General features: G+C 69.8%; 15 protein-coding genes. 9 read left to right on the top strand and 6 right to left on the bottom strand.

Annotated features, from left to right (window positions below; genetic code table 11):
* Window positions 1-79 precede the first annotated feature (79 nt).
* The 4 genes from KCH87_RS09685 to KCH87_RS09670 are packed head-to-tail and all read left to right on the top strand — an operon-like array spanning window position 80 to window position 4,462.
* Window positions 80-1,144 (top strand): hypothetical protein, encoded by a 1,065-nt coding sequence (locus tag KCH87_RS09685; protein ID WP_210585546.1) that lies wholly within the window; start codon window positions 80-82, stop codon window positions 1,142-1,144.
* Window positions 1,145-1,156: 12 nt separating this feature from the next.
* Window positions 1,157-2,326 carry a toxic anion resistance protein gene (locus tag KCH87_RS09680; RefSeq protein ID WP_210585545.1) on the top strand — a complete coding sequence of 390 codons (1,170 nt, stop codon included), beginning with the start codon at window positions 1,157-1,159 and terminating at the stop codon, window positions 2,324-2,326.
* Window positions 2,323-3,873 (top strand): substrate-binding and VWA domain-containing protein, encoded by a 1,551-nt coding sequence (locus KCH87_RS09675; protein ID WP_210585544.1) that lies wholly within the window; start codon window positions 2,323-2,325, stop codon window positions 3,871-3,873. The genes KCH87_RS09680 and KCH87_RS09675 overlap by 4 nt, the downstream gene beginning before the upstream one ends.
* Window positions 3,860-4,462 (top strand): hypothetical protein, encoded by a 603-nt coding sequence (locus tag KCH87_RS09670; RefSeq protein WP_210585543.1) that lies wholly within the window; start codon window positions 3,860-3,862, stop codon window positions 4,460-4,462. Before KCH87_RS09675 ends, KCH87_RS09670 begins: the two co-directional genes overlap by 14 nt.
* 247 nt (window positions 4,463-4,709) lie before the next feature.
* Here KCH87_RS09670 and KCH87_RS09665 read toward each other — a convergent pair whose 3' ends face one another.
* Window positions 4,710-6,533, bottom strand: coding sequence for a phosphoenolpyruvate carboxykinase (GTP) (locus tag KCH87_RS09665; protein ID WP_210585542.1), 1,824 nt, complete (start codon window positions 6,531-6,533; stop codon window positions 4,710-4,712).
* 337 nt (window positions 6,534-6,870) lie between these two features.
* Here KCH87_RS09665 and KCH87_RS09660 point away from each other — a divergent pair, with 337 nt between their 5' ends.
* The 4 genes from KCH87_RS09660 to KCH87_RS09645 all read left to right on the top strand — a co-directional run bounded on the left by KCH87_RS09660 (window position 6,871) and on the right by KCH87_RS09645 (window position 10,169).
* The gene (locus KCH87_RS09660) at window positions 6,871-7,584 is read left to right on the top strand and encodes a hemolysin III family protein (RefSeq protein ID WP_210585541.1); all 714 of its coding nucleotides are present in this window, start codon (window positions 6,871-6,873) and stop codon (window positions 7,582-7,584) included.
* A 112-nt stretch (window positions 7,585-7,696) separates the two neighbouring features.
* The gene (locus KCH87_RS09655) at window positions 7,697-9,256 is read left to right on the top strand and encodes a DHA2 family efflux MFS transporter permease subunit (RefSeq protein ID WP_210585540.1); all 1,560 of its coding nucleotides are present in this window, start codon (window positions 7,697-7,699) and stop codon (window positions 9,254-9,256) included.
* A 4-nt stretch (window positions 9,257-9,260) separates the two neighbouring features.
* Window positions 9,261-9,890 (top strand): TetR/AcrR family transcriptional regulator, encoded by a 630-nt coding sequence (locus tag KCH87_RS09650; RefSeq protein WP_210585539.1) that lies wholly within the window; start codon window positions 9,261-9,263, stop codon window positions 9,888-9,890.
* Window positions 9,891-9,941: 51 nt separating this feature from the next.
* Window positions 9,942-10,169 carry a prevent-host-death family protein gene (locus tag KCH87_RS09645; RefSeq protein ID WP_247196001.1) on the top strand — a complete coding sequence of 76 codons (228 nt, stop codon included), beginning with the start codon at window positions 9,942-9,944 and terminating at the stop codon, window positions 10,167-10,169.
* Window positions 10,170-10,228: 59 nt separating this feature from the next.
* Here the strand turns inward: KCH87_RS09645 and KCH87_RS09640 are convergent, their stop codons facing one another.
* From KCH87_RS09640 to KCH87_RS09620, 5 genes are all read right to left on the bottom strand, one after another.
* Window positions 10,229-12,628: a galactose oxidase early set domain-containing protein gene (locus tag KCH87_RS09640; protein ID WP_210585538.1), complete on the bottom strand. Its 2,400-nt coding sequence runs from the start codon at window positions 12,626-12,628 to the stop codon at window positions 10,229-10,231.
* Window positions 12,625-13,956, bottom strand: a complete 1,332-nt coding sequence (locus KCH87_RS09635) for a glycosyltransferase family 2 protein (RefSeq protein ID WP_247196000.1) — start codon at window positions 13,954-13,956, stop codon at window positions 12,625-12,627. The genes KCH87_RS09640 and KCH87_RS09635 overlap by 4 nt, the downstream gene beginning before the upstream one ends.
* Complete coding sequence (locus KCH87_RS09630; RefSeq protein WP_210585537.1) at window positions 13,953-15,599, bottom strand: glycosyltransferase family 39 protein; 1,647 nt, start codon at window positions 15,597-15,599, stop codon at window positions 13,953-13,955. Before KCH87_RS09630 ends, KCH87_RS09635 begins: the two co-directional genes overlap by 4 nt.
* Window positions 15,596-16,858, bottom strand: a complete 1,263-nt coding sequence (locus KCH87_RS09625; protein WP_210585536.1) for a glycosyltransferase — start codon at window positions 16,856-16,858, stop codon at window positions 15,596-15,598. The genes KCH87_RS09630 and KCH87_RS09625 overlap by 4 nt, the downstream gene beginning before the upstream one ends.
* Window positions 16,859-17,060: 202 nt before the next feature.
* Window positions 17,061-19,091 (bottom strand): thioredoxin domain-containing protein, encoded by a 2,031-nt coding sequence (locus tag KCH87_RS09620; protein WP_210585535.1) that lies wholly within the window; start codon window positions 19,089-19,091, stop codon window positions 17,061-17,063.
* 138 nt (window positions 19,092-19,229) lie between these two features.
* On the opposite strand from KCH87_RS09620, the gene KCH87_RS09615 reads away from it, so the two are divergent.
* Entirely contained in the window at window positions 19,230-22,436 is a 3,207-nt protein-coding gene (locus tag KCH87_RS09615; protein ID WP_210585534.1) for a tetratricopeptide repeat protein, read from the top strand.
* Window positions 22,437-22,507: the final 71 nt, after the last annotated feature.

The following is a 22,507-nucleotide window of genomic DNA, read 5'->3' as shown; positions in this document are numbered from 1 at the left end:
GTGTACCGGGACGGGTGCTTCACCGGGCGTTCATCCCAGGCGACGGGGAACGTTGGATTCCGCGAGCACTCTCCCCGGCGTGAGACGTATCGCAGGGATAGTCCTCGCGGTTCTGCTGATCGGCGGAGTGGTGGCAGCCGTCGTAGCGGGCCGACAAGGTGAGGACCAGGCCACGGCAACGAAGACCGTGCGCGCAATGATCGGGTCGGAGAAGGCGGAGTTCTTCGCCGATCCCGAGGTGGTGGACGCCCTTGCCGCCGAGGGCTACACCGTGCAGGCCGAGACCTCCGGGTCCTGGGCCATGGAAGGGCTCGACCTCAAGGGGTACGACTTCGCGCTGCCGTCGAGCCAGGCGCCCGCCGTCGAACTGGCCGGGAAGTACAAGGTGTCGGGAACCCTCCCGCGCCCCTTCTACTCCCCTCTGGTCGTCGTGGCGCACAAGAACGCCGCCGAGGTGCTCAAGGCGAACGGCCTCGTCACGCTGGACGAGCCGCACCGGGGCACGCTGAGGATGGGCGACTATCTGGACGCCGCCCGCGCCGACCGCACCTGGCAACAGCTCAAGGGAGCCGAGAAGTACGGAGAGTTGACGGGCACTCTCTACCTGTCCAGCACCGACCCCGAGACCTCCAACTCCGGCGCCCTCTACCTCGCCGCCGCCTCCTACGTCGAGAACGGCGGCAAGGTCGTCGCCACCGACACCGAGATCGACCGCACCGCCCCGCTGCTGCGCAAGCTGGTCAGCGTGCAGGGTGCTCAGCAGGCCGGCAGTGACGCGGTCTTCCGGGACTTCGTCAGCGGCGCCGGCAATCCGCTCGTCGTGGTCTACGAGTCCCAGGTCGCCGCCCTGCTGACGGAGGGACAGCAGCCGGACGACCTGGTCGTCCTCTACCCGGACACCACGGTCAACAGCGACCACACCGTCGTACCGCTCACCGACAACGGCAAGGCGGTCGCCGAACTCCTCGCCACGGACCCGCAGCTGCGAAAGCTGGAGGTCCGGCACGGGTTCCGCCCGCAGGGCGAGGCCACCGAGTTCGCCTCGGACACCACCTACCTCAAGCAGGAACTGACCGGTGTCCGGCAGGCGCCCGTGCCCACCTCCACGGTGCTGCACGAGTTGGCGCGCCGGGCCCGGAACTAGGGGGAACAGGACATGACCGACAACGACTTCACGCTCACTCCGCCCGAACCCGTCGCCGCCGTGCCCCGGGAGAAGGCCGGCGGGCTCGTGCCCGTCGACGACAGTGTGCGGGGCGACATGGCGCAGAAGGCCGCCGGGTATGTCGAGGGCCTTGCCGCGCTCGACGCCCGGTCCCCGGAGTTCGCCGGCAAGGTCGGGGAGATCACCAACCTCGGCGCCGGAGAGATGCGCAGCGCCGCCGCACAGTCCAACCGGATGCTGGAGCGCACCGTCCGCAGCCTCCCGGACAAGGGCGGCGACGCCCAGTCGCAGGTGGCGGGCTCCCTCGTGGAGCTGCGGCGGGTGGTGGAGGACCTGGACCCGCGTGACCTGCCCGCGAGCAAGGGACGCAAGTTCCTGTCCCGACTGCCCGGCGGCAACAAGCTGCGCGACCACGTCGCCAAGTACGCCTCCTCGCAGACCACGTTGAACAAGATCGTGGGCTCGCTGCGCGGCGGACAGGACGAACTGCGCCGCGACAACGCCGCGTTGCAGACCGAGCGCGTCCGCCTGTGGGAGACGATGGGCAAGCTCCAGGAGTACGTCGTCCTCACCCAGGCGCTGGACACCGCCGTCGAGCAGCACATCGGCGGTGTGGAAACCGCCGATCCGCAAGCGGCCGACAGTCTCCGCGCCGACGTGCTCTTCCCCGTCCGGCAGAAGCACCAGGACCTGCTCACCCAGCTCGCGGTGTGCGCGCAGGGCTACCTCGCCATGGACGTCGTACGACGCAACAACGAGGAGCTGATCAAGGGCGTCGACCGGGCGGCCACGACCACCGTCTCGGCGCTGCGCATATCCGTCATGCTCGCCTCGGCGCTCGACAACCAGAAGAAGGTCGTCGACCAGGTCAACGCGTTGCGCGGCACCACCGAGGACCTCATCCGGGGCAACGCGGAGATGCTCGCCACGCAGAGCGGGGAGATCCAGCGGATCGCCGCCGACCCGGCCGTCGGCGCCGAGACGCTGCGCAGCGCCTTCCAGCAGATCTACCGCACCCTCGACGCCATCGACACCTACAAGGTGCAGGCCACCGAGGTGATGGCGTCGACCGTGGAGTCCCTGACCTCCGAACTCCAGCACGCCAGCGCCTATTTGGAGCGCAGCCGCTCGCAGGGCGCGCTGGAAGGGGGCCTCGGATGAGACGAGGCGCGCTTGTCACCCTGGTGGCCGTCGCCCTGCTCACCGCCTGCACGGCACAGGGAGAGCAGACGGACTTCCCGACGCCCGGCGTCCCCGGATCCGCCGAGCCGGGCACCCTCCGCGTCCTCGCCTCCAGCGAGCTGAGCGACATGACTCCGGTCCTCGCCCAGGTCGAGAAGGACACCGGCATCAAGGTCCGGCCGACCTACATGGGCACCCTGGACGCCGTGGATCTGCTGGCGAAGGGGAAGGCGGACGGCCAGTTCGACGCGCTGTGGCTGTCCTCCAACGACTATCTGCGGCTACGACCCGACGCGGCGAAGAAGGTCGTGTCCGAGACGCCCGTCATGTCGAGCCCGGTGGCCATCGGCGTGAAGACCGCGACCGTCAAGGAGCTCGGCTGGAAGCCCCAGGACGTCACCTGGTCCCAGGTCGAGCAGGCCGTGCAGGACGGGAAACTGACGTACGGCATGACCGACCCGGCCCGCTCCAACTCCGGCTTCTCGACACTCGTCTCCGTCGCCTCGGCGCTCTCCGGCGCCCAGTCGGCCCTCACCGACGCGGATGTCACCCAGGCGACTCCGCGGCTGAAGGAGTTCTTCAAGGGGCAGAAGCTGACCTCGGGTTCGTCGGGCTGGCTGGCGGCGGCGTACGACCGGCGCGGGAACGTCGACGCGCTCCTCAACTACGAGTCCGTCCTCAAGGGCATCCCGGGCCTGACCGTGATCCGCCCGCGTGACGGCGTGGTCACCGCCGACTACCCGCTCTCCTCGCTCGCGGCCACGAACAGCGAGACCCGGGAGAACGTCCGGCGTCTCACCGAGGCCCTGCGCACCCCGGAGATCCAGCGCGCGATCACCGAGCGCACCCACCGTCGGCCCGTCGTCCCCTCCGTCCGGCCCGCTGCCGGGCTCGACACCGACCGGCGGCGCGAACTGCCCTTCCCCGGCAGCCGTTCCGTCGCCGACGGACTGCTCGACTCGTACGAGAACGAGCTGCGCCGCCCGTCCAGGACCGTCTACGTCCTCGACACCTCGGGCTCGATGGAGGGCGACCGGCTCGCCGATCTGAAGCAGGCCCTCGCCGCTCTGACCGGCGACTTCCGGGAGCGCGAGGAAGTCACCCTCATGCCCTTCGGGTCCGACGTGAAGAGCGTGCGCACCCACGTCGTCGAGCCGGCCGACCCGCAGATCGGGCTCGACGCGATCCGGCAGGACACCGGGACGCTCACCGCCGAGGGCGACACCGCGATCTTCACCTCGCTGGAGAAGGCGTACGACCATCTGGGCACCGACCGCGACACGTTCACGTCGATCGTGCTGATGACGGACGGCGAGAACACGACCGGCGCCAAGGCTGCGGAGTTCGACGCCTTCTACGCCGGACTGGACCGGGACAGCAAGGAGATCCCCGTCTTCCCCATCCTCTTCGGCGACTCCGACCGCTCCGAGCTGGAGCACATCGCCGAGCTGACCGGCGGCCGTCTCTTCGACGCCCAGCAGGGCTCGCTGGACGGCGCCTTCGAGGAGATCCGTGGCTACCAGTAGGTTCACCGGCTATCTCGAGTCCCGCAAGAACATCGCCGGCAGCCTGTGCGGGCTGCTGGGCCTCGGGCTCACCTTCGCGGGCGTGGCGGGCCCGTACTGGCCCGTGGTCGTCGCCGGCCTGTACGGGGCGGGCGCGCTGATCGCCCCGCCGGAGCGGCCGCCGCTGCCCGACTTCCCGGACCCGTCGGCCCAGCTCGACGAGATACGGGCCGACTTCGAACGCCTCACCGCCTACCTCGCGGACGTAGAACTGCCGCCCGCCGCCGCGGGCCGACTCGCCGAACTGACCGAGCTGCTGACCGCGTTGCTGGATCCCGGCTGGGTCACCGAGGTCCTCGCCCAGGACCCGGAGGGCGTGCACGCGGTGTCCCGGGCCGTACGGCAGGACATACCCGAGGCGGTCGACACGTTCGTACGGACCCGGTGGTGGACCCGGCTCACCCCGGGCCAGGACCCACCGGAACGACACCTGGAGCGCCAGCTCAGGCTGCTGCACGAGGAGGCGGAGGAACTGGCCGCGAGCCTGCGCGAGACGGAGGCAAGGCGACAGGAGTCGCTCACCCGCTATCTGGAGGACCGCAACGGGTAGCTCCGCTGGGTGGGCCATTCTTTCGCCGCGGGCCGGTGGGGGCTGGTCGCGCAGTTCCCCGCGCCCCTAACGGGGCACGGGCCCCGCACGCCATTGTGCGGGGCCCTGGCGGTTCTGGCGAAGCTACGGTCCGGCAGCGCCCCGAAGGGGCGCGGGGAACGGCGCGACCAGCCACAACGCACCCGCACCCGCCAACGGCGAAGGCCACGCACCCCATTGTGCGCGGCCTTCACAACTGGGAGGGGAGTTACCCCAGGCGCTCAACCAACGCCCGGTACTCGTCCCACAGCTCCTTCGGCGTGTGCTCGCCGAACGTGTTGAGGTGCTCGGGGACCAGGGCGGCCTCCTCGCGCCAGACCTCCTTGTCGACGGTGAGCAGGAAGTCCAGGTCAGCGTCGGCCAGTTCCAGACCCTTCGTGTCGAGCGCGTCCTTCGTCGGCAGAATGCCGATCGCGGTCTCGACGCCCTCGGCCTTGCCCTCCAGCCGCTCCACGATCCACTTCAGGACGCGGCTGTTCTCACCGAAGCCGGGCCAGACGAACTTGCCCTGGTCGTTCTTGCGGAACCAGTTGACGTAGTAGATCTTCGGGAGCTTCGCCTTGTCCTTGTCCTTGGCGACGTCGACCCAGTGACCCATGTAGTCGCCCATGTTGTAGCCGCAGAACGGCAGCATGGCGAAGGGGTCGCGGCGCAGCTCGCCGACCTTGCCCTCGGCGGCGGCGGTCTTCTCGGAGGCCACGTTCGCGCCGAGGAAGACGCCGTGGTTCCAGTCGAAGGACTCCGTCACCAGCGGTACGGCGGTGGCGCGCCGGCCGCCGAAGAGGATCGCGGAGATCGGCACGCCCTTGGGGTCCTCCCACTCGGGCGCGATGATCGGGCACTGCGCGGCGGGGACGGTGAAGCGGGCGTTCGGGTGGGCGGCGGGCGACTCGGACTTCGGTGTCCAGTCGTTGCCCTTCCAGTCGGTGAGGTGGGCCGGGGTCTCCTCCGTCATGCCCTCCCACCAGATGTCGTTGTCGTCGGTGAGGGCGACGTTCGTGAAGACGGAGTTGCCCCACAGCGTCTTCATCGCGTTGGCGTTGGTGTGCTCACCGGTGCCGGGCGCGACGCCGAAGAAACCGGCCTCGGGGTTGATGGCGTAGAGCCGCCCGTCCTCGCCGAACCGCATCCACGCGATGTCGTCGCCGATCGTCTCGACCGTCCAGCCGGAGATCGTCGGCTCCAGCATCGCGAGGTTCGTCTTGCCGCACGCGGACGGGAAGGCCGCGGCGACGTACTTCGACTCACCCTGCGGCGGGGTGAGCTTCAGGATCAGCATGTGCTCGGCGAGCCAGCCCTCGTCGCGGGCCATGACGGAGGCGATGCGCAGGGCGTAGCACTTCTTGCCGAGCAGGGCGTTGCCGCCGTAGCCGGAGCCGTAGGACCAGATCTCGCGGGACTCCGGGAAGTGGGAGATGTACTTGGTCTGGTTGCACGGCCAGGCCACGTCCGCCTCCCCCTCGGCCAGCGGGGCGCCCAGCGTGTGGACGGCCTTCACGAAGAAGCCCTCGGAGCCCAGCTCGTCGAGGACGGGCTGCCCCATGCGGGTCATCGTGCGCATGGAGACGGCGACGTACGCCGAGTCGGTGATCTCGACGCCGAGCGCGGACAGCGGCGAGCCGAGCGGGCCCATGCAGAAGGGCACGACGTACATGGTCCGGCCGCGCATCGAGCCGCGGAACAGGCCCTTCTCCCCGGCGAAGATGTCCCGCATCTCCGCGGGGTCCTTCCAGTGGTTGGTAGGGCCCGCGTCCTGTTCCTGCTCGGAGCAGATGAAGGTGCGGTCCTCGACCCGGGCGACATCGGTCGGGTCGGAGGCCGCGTAGTACGAGTTGGGGCGCTTGATCGGGTCGAGCCTCTTGAAGGTGCCCTTGGCCACGAGCTCCTCGCACAGTCGCTCGTACTCGGCCTCGGATCCGTCACACCAGACCACGCTGTCCGGCTCGGTCAGTTCAGCGATCTCGTTCACCCACGAGACCAGTTCTTTGTGGTTGGTGGGTACGACGGGGGGAGCCGCGATGTCGCGCGCCACGATTGCTCCTTGATGAGGGATTTTTGGTTGGAGGCCCCGTGGGGGCTGCGGCCCGGATGCGTCCCAGCGGGTTGCCTGGCGCTCATCCGGTGCCGACCGCACTCATTTGATCATCCGACGGGAGCGCCCATCTGTCCAGAGGGCGTCACAGGTGAGCGGAGTGAGCATCGCCACGCTTGAACCCGTCTCTTTGTGTGCACGTTGGGTTCAGCTGACCGTCTCTTTGCGTGACCAGCCACACGGGAGCCGCCAACTGCCGTGAGACGATGGCCACTCTGCGCCGGTCATCCAAGGAGACTGACGCGTAACTTACGGTTACGTAGGTACGATGCCCCGCATGACTGCGTCCGCCTCCGACGCGCCCTTGGACGAGCCGACCGCCGGCCGCCGTCCTCACGCGCTCGCACTGCCGCATCCGATCAAGCCCAAGCTCCGGGGCTGGCTGCATCTCGGCATGTTTCCGGCCGTACTCGTCGCAGGCCTGGTGCTCACCGCCCTCGCCGACTCGCCGAGAGGCCGCGTCGCCTGCGGGATCTACGTCCTGACGGCCTGCCTGCTGTTCGGAGTCAGCGCGGTCTACCACCGGGGCAACTGGAGCCCCCAGATGGACGGCATCCTGCGCCGGCTGGATCACGCCAACATCTTCCTGATCATCGCCGGCACCTACACCCCGCTGACGATGCTCCTGCTCCCCGGGGCCAAGGGGCAGGTGCTGCTGTGGGGCATCTGGGCGGCCGCGCTCGCGGGCATCCTCTTCCGGGTGTTCTGGGTCGGCGCCCCGCGCTGGCTCTACACCCCCTGCTATATCGCGATGGGCTGGGCGGCCGTCTTCTTCCTCCCGGACTTCATGCGCACCGGCGGCATCGCCGTGCTGGTCCTGGTGATCGTGGGCGGCCTCCTCTACAGCGCGGGCGGCGTGATCTACGGCATCAAGCGGCCCAACCCGTCACCCCGGTGGTTCGGCTTCCACGAGGTCTTCCACTCCTTGACGCTGGCGGCGTTCGTCGTGCACTACGTGGGGATCTCACTGGTGGCGTACCAGCACGCATAGCCCTTCGGGGAGCTCATTCCGGTGGCCGCGGCTTCAAAGCCGCGGCCATTTTTCATGCCCGCACACCGGCATCCATTGACACTAACCACCTTTTGAGAGTTACTCTCATTTCATGGTTACTGTCACTCATAGCGAAGGCGTGCACCGCGATCCACGCCGTTGGTGGGCCCTCGGCGCCCTGGTCGCGAGCATGCTCACGCTCGGCTTCGACATGACGATCCTGAACGTGGCGCTGCCGACGATGGCCGGCGACCTCGGCGCCACCACCGGCGAGCAGCAGTGGATGGCCGACTCGTACGTCGTCGTCTTCGCCGCGCTGATGCTCCCGGCCGGACTGCTCGGCGACCGGTTCGGGCGGCGGCAGATGCTGATCACCGGGCTCGGGATCTTCCTGGCCGGATCGGTCATGGGCGCCCTGGCCGGCGATGTGACCTGGGTGATCGTGGCCCGCGCGGTCATGGGCGTCGGCGCGGCGCTGGTCACGCCGCTCGCACTGTCCGTGCTGCCCTCGCTGTTCGGTCCGGACGAGCGCACCAAGGCCATCGGCGTCATCTCCGCCGCGTCCGCGCTCGGCCTGCCGCTGGGGCCGATCATCGGCGGCTGGCTCCTGGACCACTTCTGGTGGGGCTCGGTCTTCCTCGTCAACGTCCCGATGGCCGCGATCGGCATCGCCGCCTGCGTCCTCCTGCTGCCCGAGACCCGCGATCCCGCCTCCCCCAGGGTCGACGTCGTGTCCACCGCACTCACCGCGGCCGGGCTCGGCGCCCTCATCTACGCGATCATCGAGGCCCCGACGCGCGGCTGGGGCGACCCGCTGGTGCTCGGGATGTCCGGCGGGGCCCTCATACTGATCGCCGCGCTGGTGGCGCGCGAACGGCGGGCCGCGCGGCCGATGCTCGACATGGCGCTGCTCGGCCACCGCGGCTTCCTCTTCAACACCCTGGCCGCGACGCTGGTGATGTTCGTCCTGTCCGGCCTGCTGTTCGTGCTGCCGCCGTACCTCCAGGCCGTCCTCGGCCACGACGCCCTCGGCACCGGGGTCCGGCTGCTGCCGATGATGGGCGGTCTCCTGGTCGCCGCGCGGGCCGCGCAACAGGTCGTCGCCCGGTTCGGGGCGCGGGCAGTGGTGAGCGCGGGCATGGTGGTGCTGGCCTTCGCCGCGCTCCTCGGCAGTCGTACGACGGTGGACTCCGGCTACGGCTTCACCGCGCTGTGGCTCTCCATCACCGGCGTCGGCTTCGGCTTCGCGCTGGTCCCGGCGATGGACGGCGCCCTCGGCACGCTCCCCCGCGACCGCGCCGGCAGCGGCTCCGGACTGCTGATGACGCTGCGCCAGGTCGGCGCCGCGATCGGCATCGCGCTGCTCGGCAGCCTGCTCTCGGGCGCCTTCCGCGACCGGCTCGACGTCACCGGGCTGCCCGCGCAGGCGGCCGACACCGCCGGGGAGTCGGTGGTCGCGGCGCACGTCGTCGCCGAGCGGACGGGCTCGGCCGACCTCATCGCGTCCGCGAACGGCGCGTACGTCCACGGCATGGGCCTGGTCCTGCTGGTGTGCGGGATCGCCGCCCTCGTGTCCGCGCTGCTGGCCGCCGCGTTCCTGCCGGGCACACCCAGGGTGGAGGAAGAGCCCGCCCCGCCCGTGGAGGTCCCCCAGGTGGATGCCCGACAATGACTCCATGACGGCCGCACGCACTTCCACCCCCGCCGACCGCCCCCAACTGGGACTCCGCGAGCGGAAGAAGATCAAGACCCGGATGGCGATCCGCACGGCGACGTACGCGCTGATCCAGGAGCAGGGCTACGACGCCACCACGATCGAGCAGATCGCCGACCGCGCCGAGGTGTCACCGTCGACCGTCTTCCGCTACTTCCCGACCAAGGAGGACATCGTCCTCACGGACGAGTACGACACGATGATGGAGGAGGAACTCCGGTTGCGGCCCGCGGACGAGCCGTGGCTGGAGTCCCTGCGGTACGTACTCAAGAAGGCCATCGGGCTCGAGCGGGCCGAGGAGCCCGAGACGACCCGGCTGCGGGCACACCTGATGGTCCAGGTACCGGCCGTACGCTCCCGCATGATCGAGAGCATGTCCGTCACCGGCCGCCTCCTGCGCGGGGTCATCGCGGAGCGCACCGGCCGCGACGCCGACGAACTGGAGGTACGCGTGTACGCGATGTGCCTCATCGGCGGCCTGTCGGAGATCTCGCTCTACTGGGCCGAGAACGACTACCAGGAGGATCTCGCCGACCTGGTCGACCGCGCGGTGGACGTCTTCGAACACGGCCTGCCCCCGAAAAGCTCCTGAAGCCGCTCACCACCCCCCAAGGAGTGGTTACGCATCTGCCACATTAGGCACATGAGGGAGCCCGTGATCGAGTCCATGGCCGACGTTCGCAAGCACCTGGCGGACGTCATCGACATCGACGAGTACCGACGGTTGCACGAACTCGCCGAGCGAGCCGAGGACGTCTGGCTGAAGGGCCTGGCCGACGAGGCGGAGTCCGAGGGACCCGTCGGTTCGATCTCCCTGGAGGACATGGCGTCGCTCCTCCGCACCCAACCCGCACGGGTGACGCAAGGGTAGTGGGGAACTGCGGGCCGTCTGTGGCTGGTCGCGCAGTTCCCCGCGCCCCTTTGGGGCGCTTAGCGCCTCGTTAGATCCTTCTTGCCGCAGGCGATTCCGTCCCCGTTCCGGTCCAGCCGCAGCGGGTCGTCCTTGCCGTTGACCTTCAGGCGGCCGTAGTCGTTCGACTTCAGCCAGCTGCACCGGGCGGCCGTCGTCTTCTTCACCTCCTCCGGGAACGCGGTCGGCACGCACACGTTGATCGACCCGTAGTGCCGGTCGCAGCCGGAGACGGTGGGGCTGACCTGCTGCGAGGTCCGCTTCTTGGCGGGCCCCGTGACCTTGCCGGACAGGTCGTCGGCGAAGGAGTGGACGTGCGCCGAGGCGTCGGTGGCGCTCAGCGCCGAAGGGCCTTGCAGATGCACCCACTTCGCCACCGACGGAACCCCGTTCGCGTCGACCGCGAAGAGCATGTACCAGCCGGGCGGCGCCAGGTCGGGGTTGCTCGTCACGTTCAGGTCGACGTTGTTGCCGTCCACCGACAGCGGCAGGTCCACGAACCGCTGGTTCGGGTCGGAGGAGTGCGTCACCGCGGCCGGGCGGATCAACTCCGCCTTGGCGATGGGCCGGTCGACGGTGATGCGCTGGGTGTCGCCGTACGTCCACTCGGTGTCGATCACCGAAGTGATCGCCGGGCGCTCGCCCTTGAGGAGATAGGGCGGCGTGTAGATCGACACGTTGTGGTTCCAGGTGCCGTTGCCCGGGTTGTCGCCGGTCGTCATCACCCGGCCGTCGGGCAGCAGGAACGCCGACGAGTGGTAGCCGCGGGCCTGAGGGTCGGCGGCCACCGGGTCGAAGGTCCCCGTCGCCGGGTCGTAGATCGACGACTCGTAGACCGGGTCGGCCCGGTTGTGCAGCGCGCCGCCCGTCTCCAGGACCTTGCCGTCGGGCAGGAGTACGGCGGAGACGTACATCTTGCCCTGGCCCCCGGTCTGGGCCACCGGACCGTTGCCGAGGTCGACGGTGCCCTGCGGGATCGGCGGCCCGGCGACGTACGACGGGTTGGCGGACTTCAGGTCGATGACGTCGGTCAGCCGGTTGGCGTCGGGGTTGGAGTCGATGTTGCCGCCGCCGAGGGTGAGCACCTTCTGGTCCTGCGCCGGGGGCAGCAGCACGCTCGCCGACTGGTCCCGCTCGTCCTTGTTCTGCAGGCCCGGGACCTGAGTGACCGTGTTGGCGGAGTAGTCGTAGATCGCCGAACCCGTGCCGGGGATGTTGTTGCCGAAGACATGGCTGCCCGAGTAGAAGAGCCGCCCGTCCTGCATCAGGATCATCGACGGGTACAGCCCCCAGTACGACCAGGTCTGGTTGACCCTCCACGTCGGCAGCCACTGCTGCTCCGCGTCCGACCACAGCTCGGCGGTCACCGAGCCGGTCGAATCCTCGCGCAGACCACCGAACGAGATGACGTCACCGTTGCCGAGCGCGGTCGCCGACGGGTACCAGTGACCGTCGTTCATGTCGTTCGTCTTGGTGTACGTCTCGGTCACCGGGTCGAAGACGTACGAGTCCTTGTACCCCTCGTAGCCATGTCCCCCGGCGACCGGGTACGCCTTGTTGCCGCTCATCACCAGCACGCGCCCGTCCTGGAGCTGGACATGACCGGCGCAGAACATGTCCTTCGGCGTGGGGATGACCTTGTAGGTACCGTTCACCGGGTCGTACACGGCCGAGGTGAACGTGCCCGCCTCGAACATCGACTCGTCGTTGCCGGAACCCGCGATCAGCAGCACCTTGCCGTTGTGGAGGACGACGGAGTGCATGGAGCGGACCGGGTTCCGGGTGGGCAGGACGTCCCAGCGGCCGTTGGCGCACTCCTCGGGCGTGCCCGTGCACACCGGGTCCGGGACCGGGTCGGCGACCTGCTCCATCGTGTAGTCGTCGGTGGTCGCGGAACCGGTGCCGTAGACGGAGACGCCCCAGCTGATGCGGTCGGTACCGGCCGGGACCTCGGGTGTACGCACCGTCGCCTCCGTCCAACCGCCCGCCATCTCCAAGGTCTTGAGGTCGGCCCAGTACTGCCAGCCGGCCGTGGTGTCATGACGGAAGAGGGTGAGCGACGCGTCGGGTGTCGTGGTCTTGTACCAGAGGCCGAGGTCGTACTGCCTGCCCTCGGTGACCACCGGCGCGCACTCCGCCGACTCCGTGATCAGCGCCTTGCGGTCGCCGTCGACGCGGCGGGTGAGCGACACCTTCATCGCCTTGGAGCCGCTGTGGGCGTCCGTCGTCGTCTCGAAGGTGAAGTCGTTGTCGCCCCAGCCGGACTTCTTCCAGCAGTAGGGCATGTCGTCACTGCCGGCCGTCTCGAAGCCGGGGTTCTTGACGAGGTTGGCGGCGGAGGCGGGTTGGGGTGTGCTGAGCAGCAGGCCCGCGGTGAGGCCCGCGACGGCCAACAGGGCCGATCTTCGTCCGGCTCTCATGCAGTGCTCCTTGCTGTGCGGCTCCTGCGTGGCAGATAGACCAGCGCTTCGGTCCCGACGAAGCGCAGGACGAACGTCGTCACCAGCGCGAGCGCGGTGGCGGACAGGGCGCCCATCCCGAACCGGTGCACGAACAGCGCGATCAGCGGGATGCGCAGCACCAGGTCGGCGTTGGCGAGCAGCGCGAACCGTCCGGCGCGGTCCCACAGGCGCCGGTGCCGGCGGCGGTCGCGGAACAGCAGATGCTCGATGAGCAGGAAGTTCCAGGCGACGCCGAGCTGGTTGGCGACGATCTCGGCGGGGAGGTAGTGCATACCGAGGGTGGTGAGGACGTACAGGCCGAGCAGGTTCGGGACGAAACCGGTCGCGCCGATCAGCCCGAAGCCGACCATCCGCGCGACCGGCGAGGCGGAGCGCAGGCCGACGAGGTGGCGCAGGAAACGGAAGCCCTCCTGCGCGGTCGACTTGGACTCCCCCGCGAACCGGTCCTGGAAGACGAAGGGCACCTCGGAGACCTCGCGCGGACGGCTGCGGACGGCGAGTTCGAGGAGGATCTTGTAGCCGAGGGGCTGGAGGACGTCGGCCGTGACGACGCTCCGCCGGATCGCGAAGAAGCCGCTCATCGGGTCGCTGATGCCGTGCAGCCTGCGCGGGAAGAGGGACTTGGTCAGCCAGGTCGCCCCTCTGGACACGGCCACGCGATAGCTGCCCGCGAGCCCGGCTCTGCTGCCGCCCTTGATGTACCGGGAGGCGACGACGAGACCGGCGTTGGACCGCTCGCCGGTGGCCACCAACTCCGGTACCAGGGACGGCGGATGCTGGCAGTCGCCGTCCATGACGACGATCCAGTCCGAGGTGGCGGCCTTGATGCCCTCGACGACCGCACCGCCGAGCCCGCCGACCGGCTCCTGGCGGTGCAGCACGGTCACCGGGAACGGACAGTCCCGCGCCGCCTCCCTGACCACCTCGGGGGTGTCGTCGGTGGAGTCGTCCACGAAGACGACCTCACAGGGCAGCCGGGACGGCACCGACTCGGTGATCTGGTGCAGCAACTCCCGTACGTTCTCCGACTCGTTGAAGGTCGGTACGACGATGGTGACGGCGCCCGGTTCGGGGACCGCCCCCTTTATTTCCGCGGTTCGCCTCCGGGGCGCTCCAGTCGGTGTCGAGAGCCCGACCGTGCTCGACCCTTCGGGCCTCCGCGCTCCCCCACTCTCGGCTTCGCTCGAGCGGGGGGACCCCCATGCTCTCTCGACACCGACGCGCCCCTTCGGCTCACTCGCGGTGGTCTCCAGGTCCGGTACGGGTGCGGTGTACTCCTGGCTCATCGGACTCCTCCCGCGGTCTGGATCTGCCGGATCTCGATGCGGTCCTCGCCGGTGCCGAAGACGGCGACCGGCGTGGAGTGCTGGATGGCTGCCTTGACGTTGGGCAGGTCGACCGCGTCACGCCGTACCGTCGGCGAGGCCACGACGTAGTCGATGTCCCGCCAGCCCCGCGGGATCGTCTTCGTCACCGCCGGGTCGAGGTCGGCCTTGTAGAACCAGATGACGCCGAGCCCGGGCTCGTACCCGGCGTGCACCAGGTCCAGCCAGAGCGCGTCGTCGACGAGTACCCGGGTGTCCTCGGGATCCGCCACCTCACTGCCGAGCCACTTCGAGGCGGCCCGGTAGGGCGCGTTGGCGTCGGCGGTGACGGCGGTGCGGTCACCGTCGTACCAGCGCGGTACGACATAGGCGCCGGCGGCGAGCGCGAGGACGACGGCGAGGGCGTACCGGCCCCTGGTCAGATACCGCTTCTCGTCCGGCAGCCGCCATCTGCGCAGTACGGCGTGGGTGACGCTCGCGGTGCCTCCGGCGAGGACCAGGGCGAGGAAGGGCAGGGCCTGGATGACGTACATCGCGGGCAGATAGCCGTTCGGGCGCAGGGCGAGCAGGGCGAGGATCCCCACGGTGAGCGCCGGTCCGGCGAGGGCTCGGGCGGTGACCGACCAGCGCCAGGTGGCCAGCAGGAGCAGGGCGCCGGCGAGTCCGCCGAGGGGCAGGACACGGTCGTAGTAGAGCCAGGACTGAAGGACGCCGTACGAGCCCGACGCCTGGTCCAGGATGAAGCCCGAACCGGGTCTGGTCATCTGGTACTTGACGCCGTCCCAGAGGGAGACGTGACCGCTGCCCGGGAGCAGCTCGCCCTTGAGGAGGGCGAACAGCGGGTAGGCGAAGCCGATCAGGGTGCAGGCCGTGACGGCGCCCGTGAGGGCGAACTTCCTGGTGTCCCGGTGGCTGTGCCGCCACATGGTGATGAACAGCGCGGGCAGGACGACGAGCATCGTCTCCTTGGTGAGCACCGCCGTGGCGGCGGCGATGCCCGCACCGAAGTGATGCCAGAGGTGACGGCTCGGGGAGGCGGCGAGGAAGAACGCGAGGAGCGTCCACATGACCGCGAGGTTGTCGAGGAAGATCTCGCGCTGGAGGACGACGGACAGCGGCGAGAGGCCGAACAGGGCCATGCCGAGTGCGGCGGCCCAGCGCGGCAGGGACAGACGCCGGCCCAGGCCGTAGACGAGGACCGCGCTGGCGGCGCTGACCAGCAGCATCATCACGCGCATCGAGCCGACCGTCATCGACTCGGGGCTGAGCGCGGACGGTATCCAGGTGAGCAGGGCTATCTGCATCCAGCCCAAGGGCGGGTGGTCGTACCAGTACGTGTAGTGGGCCATGCCCTCGCCCTGCTGGACCGCCCAGGCCTGGGCGAGATAGGTGCCCTCGTCGTCGCTGAGCGTCGGGTAGTCGGCGATGTTCCAGCCCTGGACGACGAGGATCGCCACCAGGAGGACACCGCACAGGAGGAGGTCGGGACGGGAGGAACGCAGCCTCTTCGGCGACGTTGTTCGACCGGTCGAACCGGCGTGAGGCGCAGGCTGCCGCTGCGCGGGGACCGTAGGGGTGGTCACCGCGGGAAGAGTGGAGGTCACGCAGGAACGTCCTCTCGGATCACTTCGGTGAGATGCGCGCCGACATGAGTCGTCAACTCCCAGTCGTTCCGGCCGCGTTGCTCACGCCAGACGGCGCGGACGGCGGCCCCGGCGAGGAGGACCTGATAGAAGGGACCGCCCACGACGAGCTTCAGGTAGTGGACGAAGCGGACGCGTAGCCCGTACTGCTTGCCGAAGTCGTGCAGTCCGACGACCTCGAAGACGAAGGTGACGAATGCCGTCACGGCCGGCAGGAAGGTGATGAAGGCGATGCCGACCGGCACATCGAGGAAGATCGCGATCGCCGCGTTCAGCGGGATGACGACGCCGGTGAAGGCCTGCATGAACGGCGTCATGAGCGTGTAGCGGGCGAGCAACCGCTGCCGGAAGCCCGGGAGCTGCTTCCAGTCCTGCTTCCGGTAGACCTGGAGGAAGCCCTGGTTCCAGCGGGTGCGCTGCTTCAGCAGCGACACCAGCGAGCCCGGGGTCTCCTCCTTGGTGACCATGTCGGAGTCGTAGGCGACGACGACCTTCTTGCCGACGCTGGAGAGCCGCACCCCCAGGTCGCAGTCCTCGGCGAGGCAGTCGGGATCCCAGCCGTCGGCCTCCCGCAGAACGTGCGTGCGCACGAAGACGGTGTTGCCACCGAGCGGGATGAATCCCTTCTGCGCATGCAGATGGAGCCGGGAGCGGAACCAGAAGAAGTACTCCAGGCAGTTGCGCAGGCTGTACCAGCTGGAGTGGAAGTTGATGAGCTGGACACCGCCCTGGACGACATCCGCTCCGGTCGTCCGGAAGGCGTGATCCACATGGGCGAGCAGCTCCGGATGGACCTGGTCCTCCGCGTCGAAGACCCCGACGATGTCACCGCGGCAGTGCGGCAGCGCCGTGTTCATGGCCTTCGGCTTGTTCTTCTTCTCGTGGGTGTCGACGACGACACGGACGCGCGGATCGCGCTCCGCGGCGCTGTTGGCGACCGCTGTGGTCTCCGGGTCGTCGTGCCCGACGATGACGATGATCTCGAAGTCGGTGTGCGTGGACTCCAGCAGCCGCTGGATGGTGTGGTCCAGCACGGCCTGCTCGTGCCGTGCCGGGAGCAGCAGCGAGAACGAGCCGTGCTCGCCACCGTCCGGTCTGCTGAATCGGGTGGAGGCCAGCACTTCGGGCGTACGCCACGCGTGCATCTGCCACCACAAGGTGAAGGCCGCCATCCAGAACAAGGCCAGTGAAACGGCAGCGATGAAGACATACGTCAGCAACAGATCCCCCCAGATCCCCAAACCCCCTGTCGCGACGGTGAGTCACCCCCGCCGCGTCACTGTGGAGAGGTTAAGGGGGAATTGTGAAGCCCAGGAGCTGTGTCGATAAAGAGCTTGTTTCCGAGCGGGGGGCCGCCGGCGGGACACATACGAACGCGTGCGCAATTTCGGGTGCGCCGAAATACGCCCATCTTCCCCTTATTCAGCCGTTCAGCGTGGCACGCAACCGCTCCGAATCGGTCGTCGGGGCGTCACAGGTGAAGTTACGGCAGACGTATGCCGCCGGTTCACCCTGGACGAGCGGTCGGCCCTTCAGAAGGGGGAGTTCATCACTCTCCGGAGTTCCGACGGCGATGACCGCACCCGGGGCTGTGCCCAGAAGTGCCGTACGGTACAAGGCCCTTGTGGCTTCGTCGTCGAGGGACGGACCCACGACGGCGACCTCCTTCGGCCCGTCCAGGAGAGCCTCGGCGACAGCGAGCCCCCACCCGATGAACCGGGGCACCCGCGGCCCGAGCGCCTTGACGACACCCAACGCCCGCTCGGCGGCGGTGCGGTGCGGCTCGGCGCCGGTCTGGGCGGCATAGCTCAGCAGAGCACCGGCGGCAGCGGTCCAGCCGGAGGGCGCGGCGTTGTCGGTCGGATCCTGCGGCCGGCGGATGAGCCGCTCGGCGTCGGAGGCGGTGTCGAAGAGCGCGCCGGACTCCGGGTCGACGAACCGGGCAAGGACATGGTCGAGCAGGAACCCGGCGAACTCCAGCCACACCCCCTCCCCCGTCACGGACGCGAGGGCGAGGAAGCCCTCGGCCACATCCGCGTAGTCCTCCAACACCCCCGCATTCGCCCCGACCCGCCCGTCCTTGCTGGTACGGGCGATCTGCGCATGGTCGTCCAGATGCAGCCGTACGAGGAGATCGGCGGCGCCGACCGCGGCCTCGACCAGGTCGGGGCGGTCGAAGTAGGCGCCGGTCTCGGCGAGCGCGGCGATCGCGAGCCCGTTCCAGGCGGCGACCACCTTGTCGTCACGGCCGGGGGCGGGACGGTTCCCGCGCGCCTCAAGGAGCCGCTGCTTGATCGAGTCGACCTTCGCGGCGTCGAAAACACCCTCGCGCTGCGGGAGTTGGAGGACGGAGGAGCCGTGCTCGAAGGTGCCCTCCTCGGTCACGCCGAAGTAGTGGGCAGCGAGTTCGGCGTCATCGCCGAGCACCTCGCTGAGCTGGTCGGCGGTCCAGACGTAGTAGGCACCCTCGACGTGCTTACCGCTCCCGTCATCGCTGTCGGCATCCAGCGCGGAGGCGAACCCGCCCTCGTTGGTACGGAGTTCACGCACCATGAAGTCGGCGGTTTCGAGAGCGACCCGACGGGCCAACTCGGAGCCGGTGGCGCGCCAGAGGTGGGCGTAGACGCGGCAGAGCAGCGCGTTGTCGTACAACATCTTTTCAAAGTGGGGCACGACCCACTCCCGGTCGACGGAGTACCGGGCGAAGCCGCCGCCGAGCTGGTCGTAGATCCCGCCGCGCGCCATGCGCTCGCAGGTGTCGGCGGCCATCTGCAACGCGCCCTCGGAACCGGTACGGGCCGCGTGGCGCAGCAGGAACTCGATGGCCATGGACGGCGGAAACTTGGGCGCCCCGCCGAACCCGCCGCGCTGTGCGTCGTACTCCCTGGTCAGCCCCAGCAGCGCCTGCGCCAACTCGGCCTCGCCGGGCGCCTCGGTGTCGCCGTAGGAGATCTCCCGCCCGGCAAGATCCCGCACGATCTTCCCGGCGACCTCGCCCACCTCGTCCCGCCGGTCGGCCCAGGCGCTGCGCACCCCCTCCAGCACCTGCCGGAAGGAGGGCATGCCCTGCCGCGGCGCGGGCGGGAAGTAGGTACCGAAGTAGAAGGGCTCGGCGTCGGGGGTGAGGAACACGGTCATCGGCCAGCCACCCTGACCGGTGGCCGCCTGGACGGCTTCCATGTACACGGCGTCGACGTCGGGGCGCTCTTCGCGGTCGACCTTGATGTTGACGAAGTGGGTGTTCAGGTAGGCGGCGGTCTCCTGGTCCTCGAAGGACTCGTGAGCCATGACATGACACCAGTGACAGCTCGAATACCCGACGCTGAGCAGGACCGGTTTGCCGTTCTCCCGGGCCTCCGCGAAGGCCTCGGCCGACCAGGGCCACCAGTCGACGGGGTTCTCGGCGTGCTGGAGGAGATAGGGGGACGTCTCATGGGCCAGTCGGTTCGGCATGGGATCCATCCTGCCGCAGTACCCGGGGAACACCGGACAGCACACAACCTGAGCTTGATCTCCCGGCCCTCTCCCCAGGGAGCCCGGTCCGCAGCACACTTGACCAAGAACGTTGTTGCCGCCGGAGGGGGACATGACATGCGGGACAGCCATCGGGTGGAGGCCGAGCGGCTGTTGGCTCGGGCCGTGGAGGAAGAGGTACGGCGCTCGGGCGGGCGTACCGACGGTCAGGTGCTGATGACGCGGGCGCGCGGGGCGTTGGACGCCATGGCGCTGAAGGCCGCCGAGGAGTACGCGGCGTACACGCGCGCGTTGGACGAGGCGGAGGCCGGGCGGATCGGGTTCGGACAGCGGTATGCGCGGGAGGGCGGCGGTACGCCGCTGATGGTGGCCGGTGTCGCCGCGGTCGCCGCGGCGGTGGCCGACCTGGTGCTCGGCACCGACACGGGGACGGCGATCGGCGCGGGAGTGGCCGTGGGGGTCGTCGGAGCGGCGGCCACCGTCGTCAAGGTCGCCGGGTCGCATCTGCCCGCCGCGCACCATCGCGCGGGCGCCGCCGGGCAGCCGGGCGGGCCCGAGCAACTGCGGTTGCAGTGGCTGACGGCGCTGGAGGTGCGCGGTATCCGTCCGTGGCTCGACCAGCAGCGGGTGATCACCGCGTCCACCGGCCCGAAGAAGAAGGTGCCTCAGCTGCGCGGCACGGACAAGAGCGCGGCGGCGCGCGGGCGCAGTGTGCTGGAGCAGTCCTTCGGTCAACTGCCGGAGCCGGTGGGTCCGTTCGCGGGCCGCCGGGCCGATATGGCGCGGATCCGGCAGTGGGTGCAGGCGGCCCGCGCGAGTACGCAGACCCGGCCGACGGTGGTCGTGCTGCACGGGGCGCCCGGCAGCGGCCGTAGCGCACTCGCGATCCGCGCGGCCCACGACCTGAAGGACCAGTTCCGCGGCGCCTGCGTGGTGGACCTGCGCGGCGACACCGCGGAGGAGCCGCCGCTGTCCACCCGGGACGCCCTGCTGCATCTGCTGAATCGTCTCGGCGCGCCGCGTGAGCAGTTGCTGTTCCGGGAGCGCTCCTCCCCCGACCAGCACCTCAAGCGGCTGACCGAGCTGTACCACCAGCATCTGACCGGCCTGCCCGTCACGGTGATCCTGGACGACGCCTCGGATCCCGAACAGGTCCGCACGCTGATCCCCGAGCGCTCCGACAGCCTGGTCCTGGTCACCGCCCGCAAGTCCCTCGACCTGCCCGCCGACCTGCCGGCCTGGGTGCACCAGCTGCCGGTCGAGGCGCTGGACGCGGCGGGCGCGGAGGAGCTGCTGGACGCGACGGCACAGGACGCCTCGGGCCCGTACGACGCCGAATCCGCCGACCGGATCCGGGAGTTGTGCGGCGGACTGCCGCTGGCGCTGCGTGTCGCGGGCTCCTCGCTCGGCCCGCGCTCACCGCGTGCGCTGGCGGCGGATCTGGCGGCGTACGGCCCGGTGGAACCGGTCGACCGGGTGCTGTGGCTGCGCTACACCGACCAGCCCGAGGCGGCGCGCCGTCTGCTGCGCCGACTGGCGCTGGCGGGCCGGGCCTCCCTGGGCGCGGCGGCGGCCGCGGCGCTGCTGGCCACGGACGAGGCGGAGGCGACCCGCCACCTCGTCACCCTTTCCGACGCGGGCCTCATCGACCACGTACGCGGCAACCGTTACCGCCTGCACGACCTGGTCCGCGCCTTCTCCCATGCCCGGCTCCTGGACGAGGAGGAGCCCGCGGAGCGTACGGCGGCTCAGGAACGCCTGATCGTGAACTACGCCGACCTGGCCGAATCGGTGCTGCGCCTGGTCGACGGCAACATGTCGACCCGCTCGGACCGCTTCAGCCCGCACGGCTTCACGTCCCTCGACGAGGCGCTGCGCTGGCTGGACGACGAGTCGAGCTTCATCACGGCGGCCCTGAGGCAGGCGGAGGGCGTCAACCAGGCGGCGGTGCTCAATCTGCTGGGCGCCCTGTGCGACTACTGCCTGCTGCGCGGCGACCTCTATCGCCTGGGTGAGATCAGCGAGCTGGCGCAGGCGGTCGACCAGGGCCTGCTGGTGCGGTCGGTGCAGTGGCGTACGGGTATCGCGGCCCGCCAGCTGGGCGAGCTGGACAAGGCGCGCACCACCCTCGCCTCGGTGGTCGACCTCTATATGGAGGCGCAGCACGACGCGGGCGCGGCCCGCGCCCTGTGTTCGCTGGGCATCACCCTCCATCACCAGGGCAATCTCACCGATGCCGCGGGCAAACTCCAGGAGGCGCTGGACCTCCAGGCCTCTGCCGAGCTGGCGACGGACCGGGCCTGGACGATGCACGCGCTGGCCGCGGTGGAACGGGACCGGGCGCATCTGTCCGAGGCCCTGGAGCTTCTCAATGAATCCCTCGTCCTGCACCGCGCGGGCGAGTCGGTGCACGGCGAGGCGTGGGCCCACTTCCAGCTCGGCCAACTGGCGCTGCGCATGGGCGACGTACCGCGCGCGGAGTCGGAGCTCCGTACGGCCCTCGATCTCTACGCCCGCACCCGCGACGCCCGCGGCGAGGCCTGGGCCCTGACCCAGCTGGCCCGCGCCCGCCTCGTCGCCGGCGACCCGTCCCAGGCGGTGGACGGCCTGCGCCAGGCGGCGGCACGGCACCGGGACAACGAGGACGCGCGGGGTGAGGCGTGGTCGGTGTACTACCTCGGCCAGGCCCTGGAGGAGACGGGCAACCTGGACCTGTCGGTCCGCGAGCTGGAGCGCTCCCGGACGATGTTCTCGCGGATGCGGGACGTGTACGGGCTCGCCTGCGCCCGCCACCACTCGGCACGGGCGACCCGGGACCAACGGGCCGCCCAGACGGGTTCGTTGCGCAACTCGGGCTTCGCCCGCCAGCTTCTGGTCGACGCCCGCGCCGACTTCCAGCGCATCGGCGTCGCACACGGCGAGGCGTGGACCTGTCTGGAGCTGGCGGTGGTGGACGCGGGTAACTCCCGTACCCAGCAGGCCCTTGCCCTGTGCGACGAGGCCGTGGGGCTGTTCACGTCGTACGGCGACCGCCGCGGCGAGGACTGGGCCCGCTTCCTGCGCTGCACACTGCTGCCGTACGCGGCTCCGGGCGGCGTGGACGTCGGCACGGCCGTGGCCCAGGAGGAGCTGGCCCAGCTGTCGCGGTCGGCGCATGCGGCCCGTGACGCGAAGCTGGACGACTACGTCGAGGCGTACGCGCTGCTCCTGGAGCGGGGCGTGAACCTCGAAGCCGGGTGGCAGGCCTGGCGGTTGGGGATGGTGCCGGGGAGGCATGCGCGCGAGGTGATGGGGGTGGCGGTGGCCGCGGCGGGGCGGGGCTGAGGAGCCGTCCGCACACGCGGTTCGGCAAGCGCCGATTCCTCCGACCCAGCGGTTCCGGCAGCGCCCCAAAG

The sequence above is a fragment of the Streptomyces sp. GESEQ-35 genome, assembly GCF_017948485.1.
Lineage (GTDB): Bacteria > Actinomycetota > Actinomycetes > Streptomycetales > Streptomycetaceae > Streptomyces.
This window is presented reverse-complemented; position numbering and strand designations above follow the sequence as displayed.

What these genes read in the sequence shown, in the direction of transcription:
- KCH87_RS09635 (WP_247196000.1), bottom strand. Translation starts at nt 13,956, where the DNA reads ATGAGCCAGGAGTACACCGCACCCGTACCGGACCTGGAGACCACCGCG.
- KCH87_RS09615 (WP_210585534.1), top strand. Translation starts at nt 19,230, where the DNA reads ATGCGGGACAGCCATCGGGTGGAGGCCGAGCGGCTGTTGGCTCGGGCC.
- KCH87_RS09655 (WP_210585540.1), top strand. Translation starts at nt 7,697, where the DNA reads ATGGTTACTGTCACTCATAGCGAAGGCGTGCACCGCGATCCACGCCGT.
- KCH87_RS09640 (WP_210585538.1), bottom strand. Translation starts at nt 12,628, where the DNA reads ATGAGAGCCGGACGAAGATCGGCCCTGTTGGCCGTCGCGGGCCTCACC.
- KCH87_RS09645 (WP_247196001.1), top strand. Translation starts at nt 9,942, where the DNA reads ATGAGGGAGCCCGTGATCGAGTCCATGGCCGACGTTCGCAAGCACCTG.
- KCH87_RS09680 (WP_210585545.1), top strand. Translation starts at nt 1,157, where the DNA reads ATGACCGACAACGACTTCACGCTCACTCCGCCCGAACCCGTCGCCGCC.
- KCH87_RS09620 (WP_210585535.1), bottom strand. Translation starts at nt 19,091, where the DNA reads ATGCCGAACCGACTGGCCCATGAGACGTCCCCCTATCTCCTCCAGCAC.
- KCH87_RS09650 (WP_210585539.1), top strand. Translation starts at nt 9,261, where the DNA reads ATGACGGCCGCACGCACTTCCACCCCCGCCGACCGCCCCCAACTGGGA.
- KCH87_RS09675 (WP_210585544.1), top strand. Translation starts at nt 2,323, where the DNA reads ATGAGACGAGGCGCGCTTGTCACCCTGGTGGCCGTCGCCCTGCTCACC.
- KCH87_RS09660 (WP_210585541.1), top strand. Translation starts at nt 6,871, where the DNA reads ATGACTGCGTCCGCCTCCGACGCGCCCTTGGACGAGCCGACCGCCGGC.